23 protein-coding genes are annotated in these 21,500 nt (G+C 40.4%); 17 read left to right on the top strand and 6 right to left on the bottom strand.

Annotated features, from left to right (window positions below; all coding sequences use genetic code 11):
• Nucleotides 1-121 precede the first annotated feature (121 nt).
• Complete coding sequence (locus tag SB49_RS08290; RefSeq protein ID WP_062055591.1) at nucleotides 122-1,510, bottom strand: exonuclease domain-containing protein; 1,389 nt, start codon at nucleotides 1,508-1,510, stop codon at nucleotides 122-124.
• A 149-nt stretch (nucleotides 1,511-1,659) separates the two neighbouring features.
• Between SB49_RS08290 and SB49_RS08285 the strand changes: the two genes are divergently transcribed.
• From SB49_RS08285 to SB49_RS08270, 4 genes are all read left to right on the top strand, one after another.
• Nucleotides 1,660-2,049, top strand: a complete 390-nt coding sequence (locus SB49_RS08285) for a group III truncated hemoglobin (RefSeq protein ID WP_062055589.1) — start codon at nucleotides 1,660-1,662, stop codon at nucleotides 2,047-2,049.
• Between the two features lie 85 nt (nucleotides 2,050-2,134).
• Nucleotides 2,135-3,367 carry a PAS domain-containing sensor histidine kinase gene (locus SB49_RS08280; protein WP_062055587.1) on the top strand — a complete coding sequence of 411 codons (1,233 nt, stop codon included), beginning with the start codon at nucleotides 2,135-2,137 and terminating at the stop codon, nucleotides 3,365-3,367.
• A gap of 2 nt (nucleotides 3,368-3,369) precedes the next feature.
• Nucleotides 3,370-4,422, top strand: a complete 1,053-nt coding sequence (locus tag SB49_RS08275) for a response regulator (protein ID WP_062055585.1) — start codon at nucleotides 3,370-3,372, stop codon at nucleotides 4,420-4,422.
• Between the two features lie 109 nt (nucleotides 4,423-4,531).
• Nucleotides 4,532-5,380 (top strand): universal stress protein, encoded by an 849-nt coding sequence (locus tag SB49_RS08270; protein ID WP_062055584.1) that lies wholly within the window; start codon nucleotides 4,532-4,534, stop codon nucleotides 5,378-5,380.
• Nucleotides 5,381-5,422: 42 nt separating this feature from the next.
• Here SB49_RS08270 and trxA read toward each other — a convergent pair whose 3' ends face one another.
• Nucleotides 5,423-5,725, bottom strand: a complete 303-nt coding sequence (trxA, locus tag SB49_RS08265; protein WP_062055583.1) for a thioredoxin — start codon at nucleotides 5,723-5,725, stop codon at nucleotides 5,423-5,425.
• A gap of 162 nt (nucleotides 5,726-5,887) precedes the next feature.
• Here trxA and SB49_RS08260 point away from each other — a divergent pair, with 162 nt between their 5' ends.
• The 13 genes from SB49_RS08260 (at nucleotide 5,888) to SB49_RS08200 (ending at nucleotide 16,527) form a co-directional block, all read left to right on the top strand.
• The gene (locus SB49_RS08260; RefSeq protein ID WP_062055582.1) at nucleotides 5,888-6,739 is read left to right on the top strand and encodes a universal stress protein; all 852 of its coding nucleotides are present in this window, start codon (nucleotides 5,888-5,890) and stop codon (nucleotides 6,737-6,739) included.
• Nucleotides 6,740-6,745: 6 nt separating this feature from the next.
• The gene (locus SB49_RS08255) at nucleotides 6,746-7,153 is read left to right on the top strand and encodes a hypothetical protein (RefSeq protein ID WP_062055580.1); all 408 of its coding nucleotides are present in this window, start codon (nucleotides 6,746-6,748) and stop codon (nucleotides 7,151-7,153) included.
• 35 nt (nucleotides 7,154-7,188) lie between these two features.
• Entirely contained in the window at nucleotides 7,189-8,100 is a 912-nt protein-coding gene (locus SB49_RS08250; protein ID WP_235537718.1) for a mechanosensitive ion channel family protein, read from the top strand.
• Nucleotides 8,101-8,112: 12 nt separating this feature from the next.
• Nucleotides 8,113-8,940 (top strand): ATP cone domain-containing protein, encoded by an 828-nt coding sequence (locus SB49_RS08245; RefSeq protein ID WP_062055578.1) that lies wholly within the window; start codon nucleotides 8,113-8,115, stop codon nucleotides 8,938-8,940.
• Nucleotides 8,941-8,949: 9 nt separating this feature from the next.
• The gene (locus SB49_RS08240) at nucleotides 8,950-10,320 is read left to right on the top strand and encodes an MBL fold metallo-hydrolase RNA specificity domain-containing protein (protein ID WP_062055577.1); all 1,371 of its coding nucleotides are present in this window, start codon (nucleotides 8,950-8,952) and stop codon (nucleotides 10,318-10,320) included.
• A 74-nt stretch (nucleotides 10,321-10,394) separates the two neighbouring features.
• Nucleotides 10,395-10,814, top strand: a complete 420-nt coding sequence (locus tag SB49_RS08235) for a hypothetical protein (protein ID WP_062055575.1) — start codon at nucleotides 10,395-10,397, stop codon at nucleotides 10,812-10,814.
• A 52-nt stretch (nucleotides 10,815-10,866) separates the two neighbouring features.
• The gene (locus tag SB49_RS08230) at nucleotides 10,867-11,523 is read left to right on the top strand and encodes a hypothetical protein (protein WP_062055574.1); all 657 of its coding nucleotides are present in this window, start codon (nucleotides 10,867-10,869) and stop codon (nucleotides 11,521-11,523) included.
• Nucleotides 11,504-12,514: a 2-hydroxyacid dehydrogenase gene (locus SB49_RS08225; protein ID WP_062059017.1), complete on the top strand. Its 1,011-nt coding sequence runs from the start codon at nucleotides 11,504-11,506 to the stop codon at nucleotides 12,512-12,514. The genes SB49_RS08230 and SB49_RS08225 overlap by 20 nt, the downstream gene beginning before the upstream one ends.
• Before the next feature lie 484 nt (nucleotides 12,515-12,998).
• Nucleotides 12,999-13,727: a hypothetical protein gene (locus tag SB49_RS08220; RefSeq protein ID WP_062055573.1), complete on the top strand. Its 729-nt coding sequence runs from the start codon at nucleotides 12,999-13,001 to the stop codon at nucleotides 13,725-13,727.
• A gap of 235 nt (nucleotides 13,728-13,962) precedes the next feature.
• Entirely contained in the window at nucleotides 13,963-14,415 is a 453-nt protein-coding gene (locus SB49_RS08215) for a DUF2267 domain-containing protein (RefSeq protein WP_062059012.1), read from the top strand.
• A gap of 170 nt (nucleotides 14,416-14,585) precedes the next feature.
• Nucleotides 14,586-15,347: an SDR family NAD(P)-dependent oxidoreductase gene (locus tag SB49_RS08210; protein WP_062055571.1), complete on the top strand. Its 762-nt coding sequence runs from the start codon at nucleotides 14,586-14,588 to the stop codon at nucleotides 15,345-15,347.
• Nucleotides 15,344-15,856: a hypothetical protein gene (locus SB49_RS08205; RefSeq protein WP_062055569.1), complete on the top strand. Its 513-nt coding sequence runs from the start codon at nucleotides 15,344-15,346 to the stop codon at nucleotides 15,854-15,856. The genes SB49_RS08210 and SB49_RS08205 overlap by 4 nt, the downstream gene beginning before the upstream one ends.
• On the top strand, nucleotides 15,853-16,527 hold the full coding sequence (locus tag SB49_RS08200; RefSeq protein ID WP_062055568.1) for an FMN-binding protein: 675 nt from the start codon (nucleotides 15,853-15,855) through the stop codon (nucleotides 16,525-16,527). The genes SB49_RS08205 and SB49_RS08200 overlap by 4 nt, the downstream gene beginning before the upstream one ends.
• 59 nt (nucleotides 16,528-16,586) lie before the next feature.
• Here the strand turns inward: SB49_RS08200 and SB49_RS08195 are convergent, their stop codons facing one another.
• From SB49_RS08195 to SB49_RS08180, 4 genes are read right to left on the bottom strand one after another with little or no spacing between them, the layout of a single operon-like run.
• Nucleotides 16,587-18,308, bottom strand: a complete 1,722-nt coding sequence (locus tag SB49_RS08195; RefSeq protein ID WP_062055566.1) for an adenosylcobalamin-dependent ribonucleoside-diphosphate reductase — start codon at nucleotides 18,306-18,308, stop codon at nucleotides 16,587-16,589.
• A 3-nt stretch (nucleotides 18,309-18,311) separates the two neighbouring features.
• A complete protein-coding gene (locus tag SB49_RS08190; protein ID WP_235537716.1) occupies nucleotides 18,312-19,664 on the bottom strand; it encodes an HPF/RaiA family ribosome-associated protein in 1,353 nt (450 codons plus the stop codon).
• 10 nt (nucleotides 19,665-19,674) lie between these two features.
• Complete coding sequence (locus SB49_RS08185; protein WP_062055564.1) at nucleotides 19,675-20,835, bottom strand: M20 family metallopeptidase; 1,161 nt, start codon at nucleotides 20,833-20,835, stop codon at nucleotides 19,675-19,677.
• On the bottom strand, nucleotides 20,832-21,443 hold the full coding sequence (locus SB49_RS08180; RefSeq protein WP_062055562.1) for a flavin reductase: 612 nt from the start codon (nucleotides 21,441-21,443) through the stop codon (nucleotides 20,832-20,834). Before SB49_RS08180 ends, SB49_RS08185 begins: the two co-directional genes overlap by 4 nt.
• Nucleotides 21,444-21,500: the final 57 nt, after the last annotated feature.

Below are 21,500 nucleotides of genomic sequence, written 5' to 3'. Positions count from 1 at the left end.
TCTATATATACTCCATAGTCGTAGGCATCATCTTTGTTGTCTGGCTCCTTTTTGTGATGAGGATGTACTCAAAAATGAATAAATAGTTGGTTTTTAGATCCTTAATTGCCGCCTACAACCTTTAATGAGACTCAAACAGTTCCATAATGGGAATAACATTCATGGTATTTCTGCTTAAATAGGATTTAAGGATTCGTTGGGTATCTAAATTATCTTTTTGTGGCTTTAAGAACGCAGCTATGTCCTCCAAAGAGTTAATGGCGTTTTCCTTTTCTATGAAGCCATAACCAGAATACTGTCCATTTTTAATGAGGACAAATGCTTCTTCCTCTGAACTCCTGCCTTTTTCCTTAATGATAATATCATCATTCTTAGCAACCATATGGGCCACAGCTGCATTAACTTTTTTGTTGTACCTCTCAGCAGGTTCCTTGTCCCGGCAAATCCCCTCACACGTAATAATCTTATAATGTGAGCAAACAGTGACATTTTCTTGTAGATGGCAGTATTTGGGACACAATGAAAAATCCATGCAGATTTGTTCCAGATAGGCCCTGCTTTCCGTAATATTATTGAAGGTCACAAAGGCATTGGGTGCCTGTTTCAGCTTATTGAACGCTAAATGCAGAATGCCATTTCTATCCTCATAGGTGAAGATGCCATACTGTTGGGTAGGTTTCTTCTGGGATCTGTTGTATTGTGGGAAATAATGTTTGATGGCGGCAGATTCCATCAGGAGCGCTAGCAATTCACTGCCTGAAAGCTCAAAATCTATATGGGCCGTTTCTTGGCACATTACCACTTCTTTGGATGATTTGTCGTAGAAGTGCCCCAACACCCGTTTCTTTATGTTATTGGCCTTGCCCACATAAATGATCTTCTTTTTGGAGTTCTTAAAATAGTAGACCCCGCTGGAGGTAGGTAAGGAATCAAAATTTAATTTGGATAGTGCAGGGGGTAAGGTAGCCTCCTGGGAGCGGGAATTTAAAAAGGCCTGAATGACCGATTCCGCTCCTTCCGTACTGAGCATCCGCTCTAATAATAGAACGGTGGCATGGGCATCTCCTCTTGCCCTATGCCTGTCGGTAAGGGGAATGTCAAGAGAGGTGCACAGTTTCCCTAAACTATAGGAATGTAGTCCTGGCACCAATTTGCGGGACAGGCGTATAGTACATAGTTTCTTTCTAGAAAAGGCTATGCCCAGTTCTTGGAGTTGATTTTTTATAATATTGTAGTCAAAATTGACATTGTGTGCCACAAAAACAGTGTCCTTGGTAATGGCCAATATCTTATCGGTAATCTCCTCCAACTTGGGAGCGTTGCGGACCATATCGTTGTCAATTCCCGTCAAGCCGGTTATAAAATAGGGGATGTCGCATTCTGGATTGACCAATGACGTAAATTCATCAATTATGGTATCCCCATCATACTTGAAAATGGCAATTTCGGTAATCCTATTCCCTTTTACGCCATTCCCTGTGGTCTCTATATCAATAACCGTATATAACATTCCCAATAATTCCCCTCCGTTGTTTTGAGCGTATAAATTTAATGGAAAATGGGCAAGACTAGGGTGCTGGGAAGGTTAAATATTCTGTAAGTTAAAAATGAGATGGGGTAGTATTTCCTTTAGTGTATTTTATGGAGTAATTTTAGATCATGAAACGGGAAATTGCGACCTTGGAGGATATTAAATTTTTGGTGGATACCTTTTATGCTAAAGTTAGGCAAGATGAGGTGATAGGTGTTATATTCAACAAGGTAATTGGTGATAAGTGGGCAGTCCACCTGGAGAAAATGTATAGTTTTTGGCAGACGCTCTTATTGGGGGATCATACTTACAATGGAAGCCCATTTGCCCCTCATGCCAAACTACCTTTGCACCAAGAGCATTTTGATCGTTGGTTGCAGTTGTTTAATAGGACCATGGAGGAACATTTTGTAGGGAAAAAGGCCGAAGAGGCAAAATGGAGGGCTCACAAAATGGCTGAAATGTTCCATTATAAAATTCAATTTTTAAGGGAAAAGGGAGCTAATTATCTAAATTGATATTTAATTAGGATGGAAGCAATTACACTACCGGTTTTTAACAAATATTTTACAAGGGCAAAATGTAATAGATTAACTTTGGAATATGAGATTTTTTAAAGAGAACAGCAATATTTTTAATTTGCTCTCCAGTGCTATTTCCGAAGGAATCATTGTGGTGAACAGGGAACAATTCATCGTAGCCACTAACAACTCTGCCAATGAAATGTTCGGGTACAGCAATGGCGCCTTAATTGGGAAACCCTTGAATACCTTGATACCCCAAAAATTTCATCACAATCATGGCGGTCATTTTGCGGGCTTTATGCAGAAGAGCAATAAACGCCAAATGGGTCAAGGCCGTGATTTGTTCGGAATGCGAAAAAATGGCGAGGAATTTCCCGTCGAGGCTGGGCTCAATCCTTTTGAAGTAGATGGGGTCACATATGTAATGGCCCTGGTCATAGATATTACACAAAGAAAGCAACAAGAGCGACAGATCAGTGAGCTCAATTCTCAACTGGAGGCTAAAATAGAATTGCGCACCAGAGAATTAAATGATATCGTTCTAGAGCTTAGGGGAGAGGTCAACCTAAGAAAAGAGGCAGAAAGCAAGGCCAAAATGGCCCTCAAGAAAGAACGGGAACTCAATGATCTTAAAACAAAGTTTCTCTCCTTGGTATCCCATGAATTCAAAACACCATTGAGCAGTATCCTAACCTCTGCCACCCTGATATCCAAATACCAGCTAAGTGATCAACAATCTAAAAGGGACAAACATCTGGATACCATTAAGAACAAGGTAAAATATTTGGATACCATCCTCACCGATTTTCTATCAGTGGAACGATTGGAATCTGGGAAAGTAAATTATAAATTTACTACGTTCCCATTGAGCAAATTGGTGAACGAAGTCATTTATGATGCCAATATGCTATTGAAAACAGGACAGAACATACGTTACCCGGATAACATTGATGATGTGATCATAGATTTTGATGAGAAAATCCTGGAATTGATTTTATCCAACCTCATACATAATGCCATTAAATATTCCCCGGAATACGCTCCCATAGATATACAGGTGGAACATAACAAAAAAATGGTTACTTTAAAGGTCATAGATCAGGGTATGGGTATTCCCAAAGAGGAACAAAAATATATATTCAATCGGTATTTCAGGGCAGAAAATGCCCTATTGACCCAAGGTACGGGGATAGGTTTGAATATAGTTAAAGGCCACTTGGAAAATCTTGGAGGATCAATAGACTTTACAAGCCAGGAAAATATGGGTTCAACCTTTAGTATTCAGCTACCTTTATTACATAATTTAAATTAAGAATGAAAACGGTACTTTTAATTGAAGATGATTTGGCTTTGCGGGAAAATACCCAAGAACTATTGGAATTGGCCAATTACAAGGTTATAACTGCTCCAAACGGAAAATTGGGGATTCAATACGCTTTGGACAATATACCTGATATTGTGGTATGTGATATCATGATGCCCGAAATAGATGGGTATGGGGTATTGCAGGCTTTGACCTCCAATGAAAAGACCAATCATATTCCCTTTATTTTCCTGACCGCCAAGACAGAGCACAAGGAAATAAGAAAAGGAATGGACTTGGGTGCCGATGATTATTTGACCAAACCTTTTGAAGAGGAAGACCTCTTTAGTGCCATAGAAAGTAGGTTGGCCAAAGCCGAGATTCTAGCCCAAATAAAGAATAATGGGCAAAAGAAGCTTTCTGAAGATCAGCAAGAACTGCGTAATTTAAATGAGCTGAAAAACTTTTTTGATGACCATGGGCAAATATATTCCTTCAAAAATGGGGAGACCATTTATCAGGAAGGGGACCATTCCAATAAAATATACTTAAGTATTAAGGGGGCGGTAAAATGTTATAAAATGGACAGCGACGGGAAGGAATTGGTTACTTCACTGCATCCATCTGATGACTTTTTGGGCTTTACTTCTTTTATGGATAACATCCCATATGAAGAATCTGCCGTTGCTGTAGAGGATGTGGAACTGGTAGGAGTATCCAAGGATCTTTTAAAATCCATCCTGCAAAAGAACAATCAGGTATCCATAGAACTTTTGGGACTGCTCTCTAAAAACCTGTCAGAGATCAAACAGCAGTTGTTGCAAATGGCCTATAGTTCCGTGAGAAAAAAAACGGCCCAAACACTTATGCAATTCGCAGATCTGTTGAACAAATCAGGGGATAAGCCCATTAAAGTTTCTAGAAGCGATCTTGCCAGTGTGGCCGGGATTGCCACAGAAAGCCTTATTAGAACACTTTCCAGTTTTAAAAAAGAAGGGATTATAGATATTGAGGGTAGGAACATTAAAATTTTGGATCTCAATCTGTTAAAGCAAATGAACTGATAGCACTTCGGTGAGGTTGACTTTTTTTCTCTCCTTGTCATTTAAAACTGATTATTGTCATATTCTATGCGACATTGTACCAATACTTTTGCTTTAAGCAGTGAGTATAATGAAGAATATTTTAGTTCCCACAGATTTCTCGGAAGATTCCCTTAATGCTGTATCCTATGCGTTGGAGTTACTGAAAAAAAGCCCTTGTAATTTTTATTTACTACATGTAAATGATTTGAGCGGGTATGCTTATCAGGGACTGAGTTATGCCACCTCTCCAGAAGTATTGGTAGAAGATGTGATAGCCACGGCCAAAAAAAAACTACATGTTTTTCTCAAAAAGGTGGGGAGCATGGCGAAAACCAAAGAGCATCATTTCTATCCATTATACGATCAAGGTTTTTTTATCGATTGTATCAGAAGAAATGTAGAGGAGCGCAAAATTGATCTGATTGTAATGGGAACCAAAGGAGCTTCGGGAGCTTTAGGGGAAGTTATAGGAAGCAATACAGGAGATGTCATTACCAAGGTGAAGTGCAATACTTTGGCGGTTCCTATAATGGCCTCGTTTGGGAAGCTGGAAGAAATTGCATTCCCCACTGATTATAATATTTTTTATTCGGCGAAAATACTTTCTGTCATTACTGATCTTCTGGAAACGAATAAGTCATATATGAGGGTGATGCATGCTTCTAAATCTGGGCAATTGTTAACAGAATCCCAGGTTAAGAACAAGGAATACCTGGAAGATTATCTCAACGAGACCTTTGAAAAGAAGAACAGCTTTCATTCCATAACCAATAAAAATGTTACGGCTGCCGTACAATGTTTTGTTGAAAGTAGAAATATAGACCTGCTGGTAATGGTTGCCAAAAATTTAAATTTTCTACAGCAAATTGTGTTTAGTACCAAAGTGGAAAAAATAAGTTTCCACACCAAAATCCCTTTTTTGGTCATACACGATTAGTGGTAACACTTGTTTAATTTGTTAAGACATCTGATGGAATAGCTAGTTGCTGTGGGATTTTATGGTAGCCAATAATTCATTTTTTTGTAGTACCCCCGATTGTCGCCAAAGCTGATTCCCATTTTTGAACAGTATCATGGTTGGCACCCCACGGACCTGAAATTTCCCTGCCAAAGCCTGGTTCTTGTCCACATCTATTTTAATGACCTTAATGGCATCTCCCAATTCATCCTTCACTTGTTTTAAGATAGGTGCCAACATCTTGCATGGTCCGCACCAATCGGCGTAAAAATCAACCAGAACAGGAATTTCTGAGTTGATAATGTCGTTAAAACTGCTCTTCATTTGTCGTTTGTTTTTTTAGTAAGGTATTAAAATACAAAAAAAGGATTACTGACCTTTATCATCCACATGTATTCCTCTTTTTCAGTAAGACTGATATTTATCATAGATTATTTTTCGCATTGCCTCTACTTTTAAGATATACCTAAAATAGTAGCCAACGTTATGGATCAAAGAGTTTTATTACCAACGGATTTCTCAAAAAATGCACTAAATGCCATTAGGTATGCCTTGGATATGTACAAGGATCAGCAATGTGAGTTTTTCATGATGAATGTATTTCGGGTGGATGGATATTCCATAGATAATATGATGGTTCCAGAGCCTGGCAATAAGGCCTATGATGACGCTAAAAAGGCTTCTGAGGAGAACTTCCGGAAGCTGTTGGATATTTTGGAACTGCACAATACCAACCCCAAACATACCTATCATACCATCTCCTGTTACAATTCACTAATTGACGCAATCAATGATTCAATTGCAAAAAAGGATATAGATATAGTGGTTATGGGTACCAAGGGATCAACAGGGTCCAAGGGCGTAATTTTTGGAACCAATACAGTAGCGACAATGGAAGCAGTGACAGACTGTCCGGTCCTGTCCGTGCCTGAGGATTTTAGATTTTCACCCCCAGTTGAAATTGTGTTTCCTACTGATTACAAGACAAATTTTAAAAGAAGGGAGCTCAAATATTTGCTGGATATTTCGAAGATGCACAAGACCCCTATTCGCATACTTCATATCATAGAAGAGCCTAAATTATCCAAAACCCAGGAAGCAAACAAAGAGCTACTGGAATCTATTTTGTCAGATATCGAATTCAGTACGCATACCCTTTCGGATACAAAGGTCCATAAAGGAATAGGTTTTTTTATAGAAAGCAGAGGTAGTGATATGGTTGCATTTTTAAATAAACAACATAGTTTTTTTGGCATCATGTTCACCAAACCTCTGGTAAAGGAAATTGGCTATCATGCTAAAATTCCAATTTTAGTGCTTAATGATTATTCAAAATGAGAAAACATGGAAAGAGTAGGGATATGGTTAGATAAAAAGCAAGCTAAAATTTTAAAGTTGTCCAACGGTAAGGAGGAATTTTTAACCCTGAAATCTGAAGTTGAGTTTTTTCATCCTTCAGGGGGCGGGAGAGCACCCTTTAAATGGGGAGGAACCCAAGATACGGTTAGGGAAAGTTCCTATATGGAGCGAGAAAAACAACAATTAAAAAGCTATTTTAAAAATTTGGCCGATATCATCGGGGATGCAGATGCCATTGCCGTTTTTGGACCGGCCATAACCAGAGAAATGTTTGGGAAACAACTCATCGATAAATACCCGGCCCTAGCCTCTAAAATAAAAGTGATTTCCAAAAAGGACAGTATGACCGACAATCAAATTAAAGCCTTGATAAAGGGTTTTTACAAGGGCTAAACTTAGGCTGTTTCTTACCATAATATAATCTGTAAATGATGCAACAGCTTTACGATTTTCTCGAACAACAGCCTTTTTTAGTTAGCATATTGCGATTGCTGTTTTGGGTGTTGTTCATTATAGTCGGGATTCGGTTATTGAGAAAGATTGCCCGAAATAGGATAGATAATGTAAGCTTTAGATACAAGACACAAAAGGGGATAGAGGTCGTTGGTTATGTGTTGATCGCCATCCTGTTCCTGGTGTTTTTTACTGCGGGCAACATTAAGGACTACTCCCTTGTTATAGGTCTTTTTACGGCTGGCATCACCTTCACTTTACAAGAATTGATATTAAGCATTGCAGGCTCCTTTTACATTTTTGCGGTGAGGGTCTATACCCCTGGTGACCGCATAGAAATAAACGGCATTAAGGGCGATGTTATTGACATTGATAGTATTTATACCACCATTATGGAAATGGGGGAGTGGGTAAGTAGTGATAATTATTCCGGGAGGATCGTCAAGATCAGTAACGCTTTTGTTTTCAAAGGGCCCATAAAAAATTACTCCATGGATTTCCCTTTTGTATGGGACGAACTCAATATTCTGATCACCTATGAATCAGACGTGGAATTGGCCAAGAAAATTGTTATGGACAGCTCTTTGGAGCTTCTCTCCGATTATGTGGAGGGTAGCAAGGCAAAATGGGGGGAGATGGTAGAGCGGTATTATATTGAGAATGCCACCTTGGAACCTACGATTGCTATAAAGCTGACCGATAATTGGGTAGAGGTGAACGTGAGGTATATTACAGATTATAAGTTAAGAAGGGGTACCAGGCATAAACTTTTTGATAGTATTCAAAAAAAGGCATCGCGAACAGATGGAAAAGTTGTCCTGGCCTCTACCACCTTGCAATTACTGAAAATTCCCGAGGTAGATGTAAGGATAAAACACAACGGGTAAAAGCCATAATGTATGGAAATAGTAAAATCTTCTGGGGAAAGGGTGAAGTTTTCAATGTCCAAATTGCGGAACTCCTTAAAGCGCAGTGGGGCCGACGATGAATTGGTCAATCATATTGTAGATCGCGTTCGGGATGAGCTTTATCAGGGAATCAGCACCAAAGAAATCTACAATAGGGCTTTCGCCATTTTAAAAAAGAAGAAGTCCATCTCTGCCTCTAAGTACAAGCTGAAGAAGGCTATTTATGAATTTGGTCCAACAGGATATCCTTTCGAAAAGTTTATAAGTGCCATTCTGGAATACTCTGGATATACAACTCAAGTAGGTAAGGTGATGCATGGATTTTGTGTAAAACATGAAATTGATGTTTTTGCCCAAAAGAATGGGGAAGTCACTATTATTGAATGTAAGTTCCACAGTGAGGAAGGGAGAAACTGTAATGTTAAGATACCCTTGTATATTCATTCCAGATATCTGGACGTAAAAAAACACTGGGACGCCAAAGAGAATTTGGACCTGCATTTTGATGTTGGGTGGGTAGCCACAAATACCCGCTTTACCGAAGATGCCATGCTCTATGGGAAATGTGCCGGGCTGTATTTGTTGAGCTGGGATTACCCCAAGGACAATGGCCTAAAAGACCGAATAGACAGATTGGGATTGTATCCCATCACCGTATCTACATTGTTGAGTGCACGTGAAAAGCAATTTTTGTTGAGTAGGGATGTGGTTCTTTGCCAACAGTTGCTTCATGATAAATTTTTTCTGGACCATCTCGGTATCTCTGATTCGCGAAAGAAAAGGATCATGAAAGAAATAGAACTATTGTGCAATTGTTAAGAGCGGTATATGGCCACTGTAAAAATACATTTTCTGGGTGCAGCTGGCACGGTAACGGGCTCCAAGTACTATTTGGAGACCCCTGCTATGAATATCATGATAGATTGCGGAATGTTCCAGGGGCTCAAGGAACTGCGACTTCAGAACTGGCAACCTTTGCCCATACAAGCAGACAAAATTGGGGTTGTTTTGCTCACTCATGGACATTTGGATCATACTGGTTACCTGCCGAGATTGGTCAAAGAAGGATTTAAGGGTCAAATAATAGGTACGGCACCCACTTTGTCCATCGCTGCCATTATTTTGAGGGACAGTGCCAAGATCCACGAGGAAGAGGCAGAACAGGCCAATAAAATGGGTTATAGTTCCCACGATCCTGCATTGCCATTCTATACCTTGAAAGAGGCCGAAAAGGCTATTGATTTGTTCCAAGCTAAAGAAAAGGATCAATGGATATCCCTATCCGATACTATTCAATACAGGTTTAGGTTCAATGGCCATATCATTGGAGCCACGTTTATAGAGTTGGAAATTTTAGGTAAACTTTTTGTTTTCTCCGGAGATATAGGTAGAAGAGAAGATGCTCTTATGGATGCGCCAGATAGGCCTCAGTGGGCCGACTTCCTTTTCTTGGAGAGTACCTATGGCAACAGATTGCACCCACAGGAGAACGTAGAGGAGATTGTTATTGGTCTTGTGGAACGAACCGTTCACGAAAAGGGACAGCTTATCATCCCATCCTTTGCCGTGGAACGATTGCAATCTTTGATCTATCTATTCTGGAACTTATATAAGAAAAATCGCATTCCCAACATTCCCATTTTCGTGGACAGCCCTATGGGAAATAATGTACTCAACGTTTTTGAGAATTACCCACAGTGGCATAAACTATCCATGAGTGATTATCGGGCCATGTGCAATCATGTAAACATCATCACCTCCTTTAAGGATACCTGGAAGACCATTGATGATCCCAGACCAAAAATTGTAATTGCGGGTAGCGGGATGGTCACCGGAGGACGGGTACTTACCTATTTAAATCAATTGATAGATGAACCTGCCACCACTATCCTACTGGTGGGTTATATGGCCGAGGGCACAAGGGGCCGGCAGTTGTTGGAAGGAGCCCATGAGCTTAAATTTTTCGGAAAGTACCATCCCGTAAAGGCCCAAGTTGCCCATTTGGAAAGTCTCTCTGCCCATGCCGATCAACAGGAACTGTTAGATTGGCTGAAGGAGATAAAAAACATTCCGGAAAAGGTCTTCCTTATTCATGGGGAGCCTACTGCCCTAGATGCCTTTAGGTCCAAAATAAGGGACAGTTACCGTTGGAATGTGCATATACCCAAACTGTTTGAAGTAGTGGAAATTGTGATCTAAGTTTTTGGTTATGACTTTTGTCATTTTTAGAATGGCGTGTTGGCAATATCTTGTCCCCAGATACTAAATGAACCATGGAAAAAAGTAAAATAAAGCCGGAACAAGAAAAAAAGGTAGAACTACTGTACGCAGAATCCCAAAATTGGAAGTCTTCCCTATATCTGGTAATCGATGAGGTGACCTTTATCGATAACTTATTGAATTCATATGTTTTTGAACCTAATACCCCAAACCTTTTTGAACGATTACAAAAGTATCAGGCTCAGATTAAGAAAAATAAGGAACGAAAAAATATAGTGTTAGATTCCATAGACAAGCACCAAAAAGATTTGGGGGGCATGTTAGAATGTACCGATTACGCTTGTGATCTTGGGTATTATCAAAAACACGAAGCCATAAAGGCCGAAGTAGTTGGCTTTTTGGAGAACTTCCAATTGCTGAAATCAGAAATTTTCAATTACGCAGGGGGAATTCTGAAAAAGAGAAAACCTTGAGAAAAGGAAGTATCCATTGTTGTTTCCGCAATTATCATATAAAAAAATAAAGATGAAAAAGTTAGCCATTTTAATGGTCGTAGTACTTTCTGGTTGTTCCTCAATCCAATTGGTGGAAAATTGGAAGAGTCCGGATATCGTGATTTTTGATGCCAACAAGGTACTTGTTGTGGGCATGACCCAAAAAATGGGAGCCAGAGAGGAATTTGAGACCAAAATGACCAAGGAATTCACAAAAAGGGGCATAGGTGCCATGCGAAGCTTGGACATCTTTGATGTGGAATTTACCTCCTCAGAAAAGTCGGAACAAGAAATAGATGCGGTTGAGGATTTGCTGATAGAGCGAGATTTTGATGCCATTTTGTTTACCAAGGTCACCGGTTATGAAAGTAAAAAGACCTTTAGGAAAAAAATTTCCGAGGTAGACGGTATTTACGGTAGGTTCAGGGACGATTATTTGGAGCACCAAGATATTTATTACAAGGACGATTATTATGAGGAGTTTATGGTCTACCATGCCGAGACTGCCCTATACTGTATTTGTGTGGGCAAAGAACGCCAATTGATATGGAGGGGCACTATAGATATTACAGATCCCCAGGACATCAAAAAGGCAATTGACGATTATATAAAACTCATTGTACTGGCTTTGAAAGAACAAGATATCATATTTAGAAAAGATGCAAAAAATGAAATTACTGGTTTATAGTGCCAAGAAATTTGAAGTGCCTTTTTTGGAAAGGGCCAATAAAAACAACCATCATGTGGTGTTTACCCAAAGGGCCCTCGACTTAGAAACGGCACACCAAGCAGTAGGTTTCGATGCGATTTCTATATTTTCTGGGGACGATGCCTCCTTGACCGTTTTGGAAAAATTAAGGGACTTTGGGGTCAAATATATCAGCCTGCGTTCTGCCGGTTATAACAATATCCATATTAAATGCGCCAAACGTTTTGGGTTAAAGGTTGCCAATGCCCCAGATTATTCGCCCTATTCCATCGCAGAACATGCCGTGGCATTATTGTTGGCCCTCAACAGAAAAATTATTTTGGCCAATTCACAAGTACATCAATATAACTTTTTACAGGATGATCTTCTTGGTTTTGATCTGAATAAGAAAACAGTGGGTATTGTTGGAGTGGGTAAAATTGGAGCAGTGATGGTAAAAATTATGCACGGTTTTGGATGTACTATCTTGGCCAACGATCTTGTTCAAGATGACACCTTGATAAAAGATTATGGTATCCAATATGTGGAAATGGAGGAATTGTTGAAAAAATCTGACATCGTCAGTTTGCATGTTCCCTTGACCCATGACACTCACTATTTTATAGATGAAGGTCAGTTTAAAGCCATGAAGAGAAGTGCCCTTTTAATAAATACGGCCCGTGGTGCGGTAGTGAATACCAAAGCTTTGATCAAGGCCTTGGAAAAAAAGAAAATTGCCGGGTATGCCACAGATGTGTATGAAAAGGAGAAAGGCGTATTCTTCAAGGATCATACTGCATCTGGTGATATTAAGGACGATTTATTACGGCAACTACTTTCCTTGCCAAATGTGCTGCTTACCCCTCACCAGGCCTTTGTAACCAAAGAGGCGTTGGCGAATATTGCTGACATCACTTTTTATAATATAGATTGTTGGGCAAAAGGAAAGGAATCCAAGAACGAACTTGGTTATGAAACGATGATCTCCTAGGAGTTTGTTCCTTTTGTCTAGAATCAATTCTAAGATAACAGCAATTTAGGTTCCATAGACATCCATTTCTGCCTGTATTTTAGAATCGGAAAAACTGTCCGTTCAGCTTTGGCATTCTTACAATTTACAGTCCGTAATCTTTGAAATGATCTACATGGACTTTCACTTGAAGATTCAACTATTTTATTCATTTAACGTTTTTAATTATCACAAATTTAAGCGATTAAGGGGCTGCTATACTTGGTCCTTTGGCAAAATTAAACCCTAAATGGTATACCAATCCTTGCTTTGGAACGTTATGTTTTAAATACCGCCTTCCCTTTTTACTGGTGTCTAGCCTTAGAAATCATGGGTCAGTTTTACTGATATGGCGAACAAAATTATAAAGGAAGTGTACTGAATAGGTGTCAGTTTAGAAAAAGAAAATATTCCAATTCTAATAAGAACCATCTTTTAAATACCGGCCTTTAAAAAACAGCGTAAAATGAATTTAGGAATACATATATCTTGGAGGAAATGGGTGTCAACCCTTTTAATGTTGTCATGTGCCACCTTGGCAATGGCTCAAGTGCCTACCAAAGAGTTCAAAGAAAACACCTTGGATTCCACCATGTATGCCTCATATTTGGTAAATAAGGACATACCAACTGAAATTATGGAGCAGGTGGCTACAGCCCTATCGTATTATCCTGAATTGAAGGATGTCAAAGTCCAATTTCGCTTTCGCAAGAGTAAAACACCTTTTTCTTCCAAGCCTACCTTTTTTAGTAGGTTCAAGAAGAAGGAGAACAGAAGCTACGTGGTTACCATTAGCACGGAAGCAGAATCCAATAACAAGCCTATTTTATTTTTGAACCTGCCCTATAATGCTCAAATTGGGGTAATGGGCAGAGAATTGGGGCATATTACTACCTATGCGGCTAAAAATACCTCCCAGTTATTAGGGAATATTTTTAAGATGCTCAATAAAAACTACGCGGAAGAGGTAAAGTTCAATAAGGATCTTATTTGCATTGACCACGGCCTTGGATACCAATTGTTCGATTGGAGCACCTTTGTTCAAGGCGCATTGGATCTACCCGAAAGAAGGGGTTCTACAGACCTTTTCTTTACACAGATAGAACCTTCTGTTTATGAGCCTTCGATGAACCCACAGATCATAGAAAATTATATAGAGGCCACCGATATCTACAAAGAGGTGCATAAGAAATAGATCTTTTATCTTCCTAATTTGAACGTCACATCGAGTTTATTGTAGGGTTCATGGAGGAAGACTTGGTCCATAACGCTTAAATAGTATCTTCTAGCCCATTAGGTTGCATTGGGGCTCATTAATAACAGAATTCCTAATTACTGATGATAACAGATAATTATACAAAATGATTGAGGTCATTTTGTACACGGAAACTATTTGCCACCTTTACTGTCCACCTAATAAGAATATGGACATGGCACTCAATTTTAATCAATACGCGACGGAAGGAAATACTTTTTTAAAAGATTATACCGTGCAATTGGGTCTAGGTAATGACCGTGATAAAGCGGGAAGAATTCTAACGTCAACGTTACATGCGCTGCGCGATATTATTCCTACGCAGGAATCATTACAGTTTATTGCGCAATTGCCCATGTTTTTAAAAGCAGTTTATGTGAATGGTTGGAATATTAAGCAGAAGAAACCAAAAATTAAGCGAATGGCGGAATTTTTGGATCTAGTGAGGACCCATGATGGTCCAGCTGCAGTAAATGATTTTGAATACAGCGATGAAGTGGCCCAGCAATATGTGGATACCACCTTTACTTACCTCAGAAAATATGTTTCTACCGGTGAGATGGACGATATACGGGATGGACTTCCCAAGGATCTAAAAACAATGATTTCTTCCCATATTATATTTTAAAAACAATACTATGACCACATTTATAGCTATTTCGTTTTATGCAATATTGTTCTGTATTGCCTTCTTCCTTAAGAAATATTCCTAATCTACTTTATTAGTTCCTAGTGATATTTATCATTACATAAATGTCATAAGAGGCATACCTTGGTCTTACTAAAAAAAGTTCTATTATGGACCGATTAAAAGACAAAGTAGCCATCATTACCGGGGGAGCCAATGGTATTGGGCTCGCAACCGTAAAATTATTCTTGGCCGAAGGTGCCAAAGTGATGATGGTCGATGTGGATCAAAAAGGAATGGACAAGGTGGTAAAAGACCTAAATACTCCAAATTTAGCTTTCTGTGTTGCAGATGTTTCCAATGCAAAGGATACTGAATCCTATGTCAGGGAAACATTGAAGGTGTTTGGGAAAATTGATATTTTCTATAGTAATGCTGGCATTGAAGGTTGTTCCAAGCCTTTGGTTGACTATCCTGAAAACATATTTGATAAGGTAATTGCCGTAAATCTTAAAGGGGTATGGCTGGGTTGTCAGCACGTTCTGCCCAAAATGGAGGAAGGGGGAAGTGTAATGATCACTTCTTCTGTAGCCGGACTAAAAGGATTCCAAGGTTTGGGAGCCTATGTTGCCAGTAAACATGGGGTAATAGGGATTATGCGTGTAGCTGCCCTGGAAAGTGCAGAAAGAAAGATTAGGGTCAACAGCATTCACCCGGGACCAGTGGATAATAATATGATGAGACGTATTGAAAAGGATATCTCTCCGGACAATCCAGAGGAAGTGATCAAAGGCTTTGAGAACTCTATTCCCTTAAAGCGCTATGCTGAGTCCGAAGAAATAGCTAAACTGGCCTTGTTCTTGGCCTCAGATGAAAGTTCCTACATTACAGGTACCATGCATGTCGTGGATGGTGGAATGCTCGGGTCATGACCCTAGATCTTATCAAATACCTGAAGGGAGGAGATCTTAGGTCCAATGCCAAAGCAAAGGAATTGGCGACGCTTATTGAAACCCAGTATGATTTTAATGCCTTGTTTCATTTTTTGCATTCCAAGGATCGCCTATTGATTATGCGAGCGGCAGATGTTTTGGAAAAGATCTCTAGGGGCCATCCCAATTATTTATGGCCGCACCAAAGAGATATCCTCCATTTTTTAAAGACAGCAAAACACAAGGAATTTAAGTGGCACCTGGCTCAAATGGTAGGAAGATTACCGCTTACACCAATTCAGAGACTAGAAGTATCGGATGTCCTGACAAGTTGGGTTACCGATAGCTCGGAAAGTAAGATTGTTCGGGTAAATGCGCTTCAGGCACTTTATGATATTAATAAACAGTATCACGAAAGGGAAGGGGAAATACAAGAATTGATAAGGAACCTTAAAAAGGAAAAGATTCCATCCCTTATTTCAAGAATCCGAAAATTGACTTCATCATGAAAAAGATCATCATTTATTCAATAATTCTTATCCTATTTCTGAATTGCAGGGATAAGTCCAACGTACAGCCAAATCTCGAAGAACCCGTTGTCGCTGCAAGCAGTAATGCTCAAAAAATAAATTCGACATTACAAGAGCTCCTGAGATTTGCAGATATTTCTGAAACCAATGACATGGACGTGGCTGACGTGGTAGGGTTTAAGATGATGGATGTCCGTGGAAATATAACTTCTTTGGATCTGGAAGATGGGGCTACCCTTTTTAAGTCGTACCCAAGTTCTGAAAGCAAACAAAACCGACCGATCATGGAAATTAACGATTCCAACAAGGTACTATTGATGGTCAAAGGGAAGGGTTTTGGAGGACCAATTTGGGCAAAATTGTTAATGGACGCCACTACGCACGAGATCCTAAAAGTAAAATTTGAACACAAGGCCGAAACGGAAGGGTATGGAGCCGGAATAACCCGCGCTTCTTTCCAAAATCAATTTATAGGGAAGACCATAAAAATTTCAAACAATACATTCGCTCTGGTACAAAATGGAAAAGAATGGATAAAAGGGGAACAACCCATTGATGGGATTTCTGGAGCAACCGTGACAAGTGAAAATGTCGTACATATGTTAAATGAAGGATTATTGGGATATGCCCAGTATTTTCAGGTACGATAATAAATGGGGTCCCTGATGGTCAAAATATTTGGTGTTACGGTCTTAAGGAAAAAACAATTTCAACAACTTAAAGGTTCTATAGCCCCGCACTTTTGCAGCACTTGATTTGCCTTACTGCCATCGCGGTAAATGGTGATGCCTTTTAGCCCGTATTTCCATGCCGTTATATAAATTTCTGAAATATCCGATATAGATGCGGAACTGGGAAGGTTAATAGTTTTGGAGACCGCATTGTCCGTATATTTTTGGAACGCCCTCTGATGTTCCAAGTGGTATTTCCAAGGGATTTCCAAACTGGTTTCAAATAGTTTTTTAATGTGATCTGGGATGGACTCAATTTCTCTAATACTACCCGTTTCTAGAATTTGGTCCTTAATATCGTTGTTCCAGTGCCCAAGTTGTGTCAATTTGTTTTTGACAATAGGATGTAACACCTGCTGGGTTTTAGTGCCCAATATTCCTGTTCGTTTAAAGGCAAGGGCATATAGGGGTTCAATGGAGTAAGAGGTATTGGCGATTATCGAAATACTTCCCGTTGGGGCTATACTGTTACAGGTTGCGTTCCGTAAGGGGAGGTTCGGATAATGTACGCTGTCCACCCAAGCCGGAAAGCATCCTTTTTCCTTAGCGATATCGCATGAGGCATTAAAACTGGTCTCCTGTATAAAGCGCATTAACTTTTCTGCCAGTTGAATGGCTTCTTTTGAGGCGTAGGGGATCTCTAGTTGCAGCAATAATTCTGCCCAGCCCATCACCCCCAGACCTATTTTTCTATTTTTCAATGCCATTTCGGCAACCTCTGGCAGTACATAGCAATTGGATTGGATGACATTGTCCAAAAACCGGATCCCCATTTGAACCAATAACTTCAGCTTGTCCCAATCAATAGTTGATTCTTTAGAACCCAATCCCAAAATCTTGGAGAGATTTATGGATCCTAAATTACAGCTTTCATAATCGAACAAGGGAACCTCCCCACAAGGATTGGTACTTTGGATGCGACCTTGTTGCAAAAGAGGATTATGTCCGTTGATGGTGTCCAAAAAAATGAGTCCTGGATCTCCTGTTTTCCAAGCGGCATTAATTAAAGAATTCCAAAGTTCCTTGGCTTCAATGGTTCGTTCTGGTTGTCCTGTTCTTGGATTAATGAGTTCCCATTTTTCAGTATTGATCATTGCCTCCATGAAATGATCCGTAATGCCTGCAGAAATATTGAAATTTTGTAAACTGCTACCGTCTAATTTAGCAACCACAAACTGTGCTATGTCTGGGTGGTCCATATTTAAAATACCCATATTGGCACCTCTGCGTTTTCCACCTTGCTTCACATGTTCTGTAGCGGCATCAAATACTTTCATAAAAGCAATAGGACCGGATGACTTGCCGCCTGTAGTGGAAATGGTATCGTTTTTCGGGCGTATTCTGGAAAAATTATAGCCCGTACCTCCTCCGCTTTGATGGATCAGGGCAGCATTTTTAAGCGTGGTGAAAATCTCGTCCAAGCTGTCATTTATGGGCAGTACAAAACAGGCACTCAATTGTCCCTTCGGTAAGCCTGCATTCATTAGGGTAGGGGAATTAGGCAAAAACTCCATCTTGGTCATATGGTCATAAAAACAGTCCTCCCAGTGGTCCTTGTTCTTATCCTCAACGCTGGCAATATGCCGTGCAACCCTCCTAAAAAGCTGATCGGGTGTCTCAATGCTAGCGCCTGGGCCGTTTTTTTGAAGATACCGTTCTTCAAGCAATATTTGGGCGTTATGCGCTATTTTGGGTGGCATCTCTTAAAGGTGAGGGTTCATTTTCTCCTTGCGTTTTAGTAACTGCCTATCCAAGTCGCGCACCGTTTCTGCCACCGAAGCCTCAAAAGTAGGTTCGTCGGAAGAGGCGAAGATTCTTGGTCCAGGGGAGCTTAGTTCTATTTTACAGATCTTTCCTTTGGAAGATGACGCCTTCTCTTCTTCTATGATCACATGGGCCTTGATCAAATCATTGTACTTCTCAAATAAATGGTTCATCTTGTCCAAGATAAGTTGTTCCAATTTCGCCTCTTTGGTAGTATGTACAAAATCTATACGCGTATGCAGTTTTAGGGGTTCCGTTTCCAATATTTGGTTCTCCAAGGATAACCCTGTAGCCGATGACAGCATCTTTTTTAACGCTGGGGTAGTGGAGGCATCTATTAAATTTAGGGCTTTCACCTTGCATAGTGTCTCCACCATTCTACATCCGGCCAAGGTATTTGTGGCAACCCCGGTTACAATATCCGGGACAATGTCAAACACTTTTATCAGCCCGTGAACGGCATAGGGATCGGAAGCACTGAGAATGACACATTTTATTTGTTCCCGTATGGCATTGATAGCAATGTCTCCATTGTAAGGCTCCAAAGGGGAAGCTCCTATTTCAATAATGGCAACATCAGCTTTTACTTTTTCTATTTTGCTGAGCAGTTGGGCCAATTTTTCCTGGTACTCTTCCCTGGGACAAATGGTTGAGGGAAGGCCAACATCCACAAAATCCATCACCTGATCGGCGCCAACATCCTTAATGGCCAGGATATCCTTAAATCTACCTGCACCGGTAAGTTTGGCACCAACTACCTTATGTCCGGCATGTTTAAATAGATTGGTAACAATCCTGGCGGAGGTAGTCTTGCCCGCGGACATGGAGGTTCCTACAAAGAGGATCACTGGTGTGGTATAGGGCACATAGGTTTCTGGCCTTACAAAACTGTCCATGGTGAGCTTTTCACCATATCGAAAGGTGTGCCCAGTGTAGACCAATTCGATTAAATTGGGCATATAGACCGATTTAGAGGTAAGTTTTCCTAAGAGGCCCGCACCCGTTAATACGGTCATTTTTAGGTCTTCCCCTACTTTTCTCCAAGTTCCGGTTGCCTCTAGGGTGGCAAAACGCTCCCCTAAAGCCCCTACTAGTAATTCTCCGCCAATAATGCCCCTCATCCGTCCATTGGGAAGCTCCAATTTTAATATGCTGCTTCCGGGGTCCGTGATTTTACAAACGACATAATCTCCGTTCTGCCATTGTTCCCTTGGGAGTTTATTAACGACAAAATCAGTTTCTGGCAAATCCGAAATCCGTGTAAGTGATGTATATATATATTGATGGTTCATAGTATTAATTTTAAGAGTCCGTGATCAATAAAAGTGATAATAAAGCGGTCCTTTCCACCAGTTGGTTTTCCTTGATATACTCATGGGGAGCATGGGCACCATCGCCGGGTGTGCCCAGTCCATCCAGAGTGGCTGTGTACTGACTGGTGGTGTTGCCGTCAGAGCCTCCCCCTGCCGTGGCTTCCTCTAATTGCAGCCCCAAAGCATCGCCTTGGCGTTTTGCCACTTCCCATAATTGTTGGTTGCGGGGCGTTTTTTCCATTGGAGGTCTTCCCATACCACCTTCTACCTGTAGTTCAATATCCTTGAGGTAAGGTTTCAGAGCTTTTATTTTTTTGGTGATATAATCTCCGTCAGCATCCTTAAATACCCTTACATCTATTACTGCCGTACTTTCAGGTGCCACCACATTGGCAGAAACACCTCCTTCTATCATCCCAACATTGACGGTAATGCCCTTATCAAAATCGTTCATGGCATATAGTTTTTGAATTTGATGGGAGAGCTCTACTATGGCGTTGATCCCTTTGGTAGGATCCAATCCGGCATGGGCTGCCTTCCCTTTGGCCCTTATGGTAAAACGTCCCAAACCTTTCCTAGCCGTTTTTAATTTGCCGCCCAAGCCCAGGGGCGGTTCCAGAACAAAGGCCCTTTTCGATATTTTTGCCAGTCTTGTTATGATTGCTGTAGATTCCCTACTGCCTATTTCTTCGTCTGAGTTGATCAAGATTATAGGGGTAATGTTAAGGGGCAGTTGCAATGACTGTATGGCCTGAATCGCAAAGATGATCTGTGTTAGTCCAGCTTTCATATCATAGACACCAGGTCCTTTTATCTTGCCATTCTCCTCCAAAAACGGCATATCTTTCAGGGTTTCCAAAGGCCACACCGTATCGCAATGTCCTATCAATAACTGTAGGGGTAACTTTTTATTCCTCTTTTTGGGACGTGCAAAAAGATAGCCGCCGGTGGCTTTCCCCGGAATATGTATGGTTTTATAATCCATGGCCTCCAATTTGTCCAGCAGGACATCAAAGATGCCTTGTTGTGAAGCCATAACTTTTGAGGGGGTCTCAAGGGTTACAAGGTCTTTTAGGAAAAGGATCATTTCTTCCCGGTGGAGGCCTAAATACTGTTTAATGCTGGTTGCTATGTCTATGTTTGTGCTCATCTTTCAAAACCTTTTGGGAATGGGAAATTGAAAGTTTCTGAAATGGAAGCGAAACGGCCGTTGGCAATATAGGCCAGTAGGGGATTGTTCTTTATCATCTCCTGATCATCTCCGTCTGGGTCCCTGTGATAATTGCTTTTTACAAAGGCAGTAATTACCTTTCCTGTAATGATGCTATCGTTATCAAAACCGTCAATTATTTTAAAAAGGTTGCATTCAAGATATAAATAGGAATTCTCTAAAAATAGGGCATCTATAGAAGTGGCTTTTACCGTAGGCAAGGAACTAATGATCTGTTTCTCATCGTTACGTTCTCTACATCTAGGGGAAGCACTTAATGAGGACAAGACTATTTGGTCGGGCAAAGGAAAGCTTATGGCAAACTCTCCGGTTGCTTTTACGTTGTGGTATGTAGCGTGGTTGGGGGTACAGACAAAGCCAAAATAGTTGGATAATCCAATGGGGGTCGCCATATGTTTTGGCGCAAGGTCATAGTGATCACCTTCTTTGGTGCCAACTACAATCAGGGGTCCCACCGTAAAGAATTGGTTCCAAATAGGAGTATCCGTATTTAGTGAAATATAATGATCTGCCACTGTTTTTTCCATATGAAAAACTTCTAATCTTATCCTTCAATTTACAAAACCTGAAGTATGGGAAAGATG

It is taken from the genome of Sediminicola sp. YIK13 (assembly GCF_001430825.1).
GTDB lineage: Bacteria > Bacteroidota > Bacteroidia > Flavobacteriales > Flavobacteriaceae > Sediminicola.
This window is presented reverse-complemented; position numbering and strand designations above follow the sequence as displayed.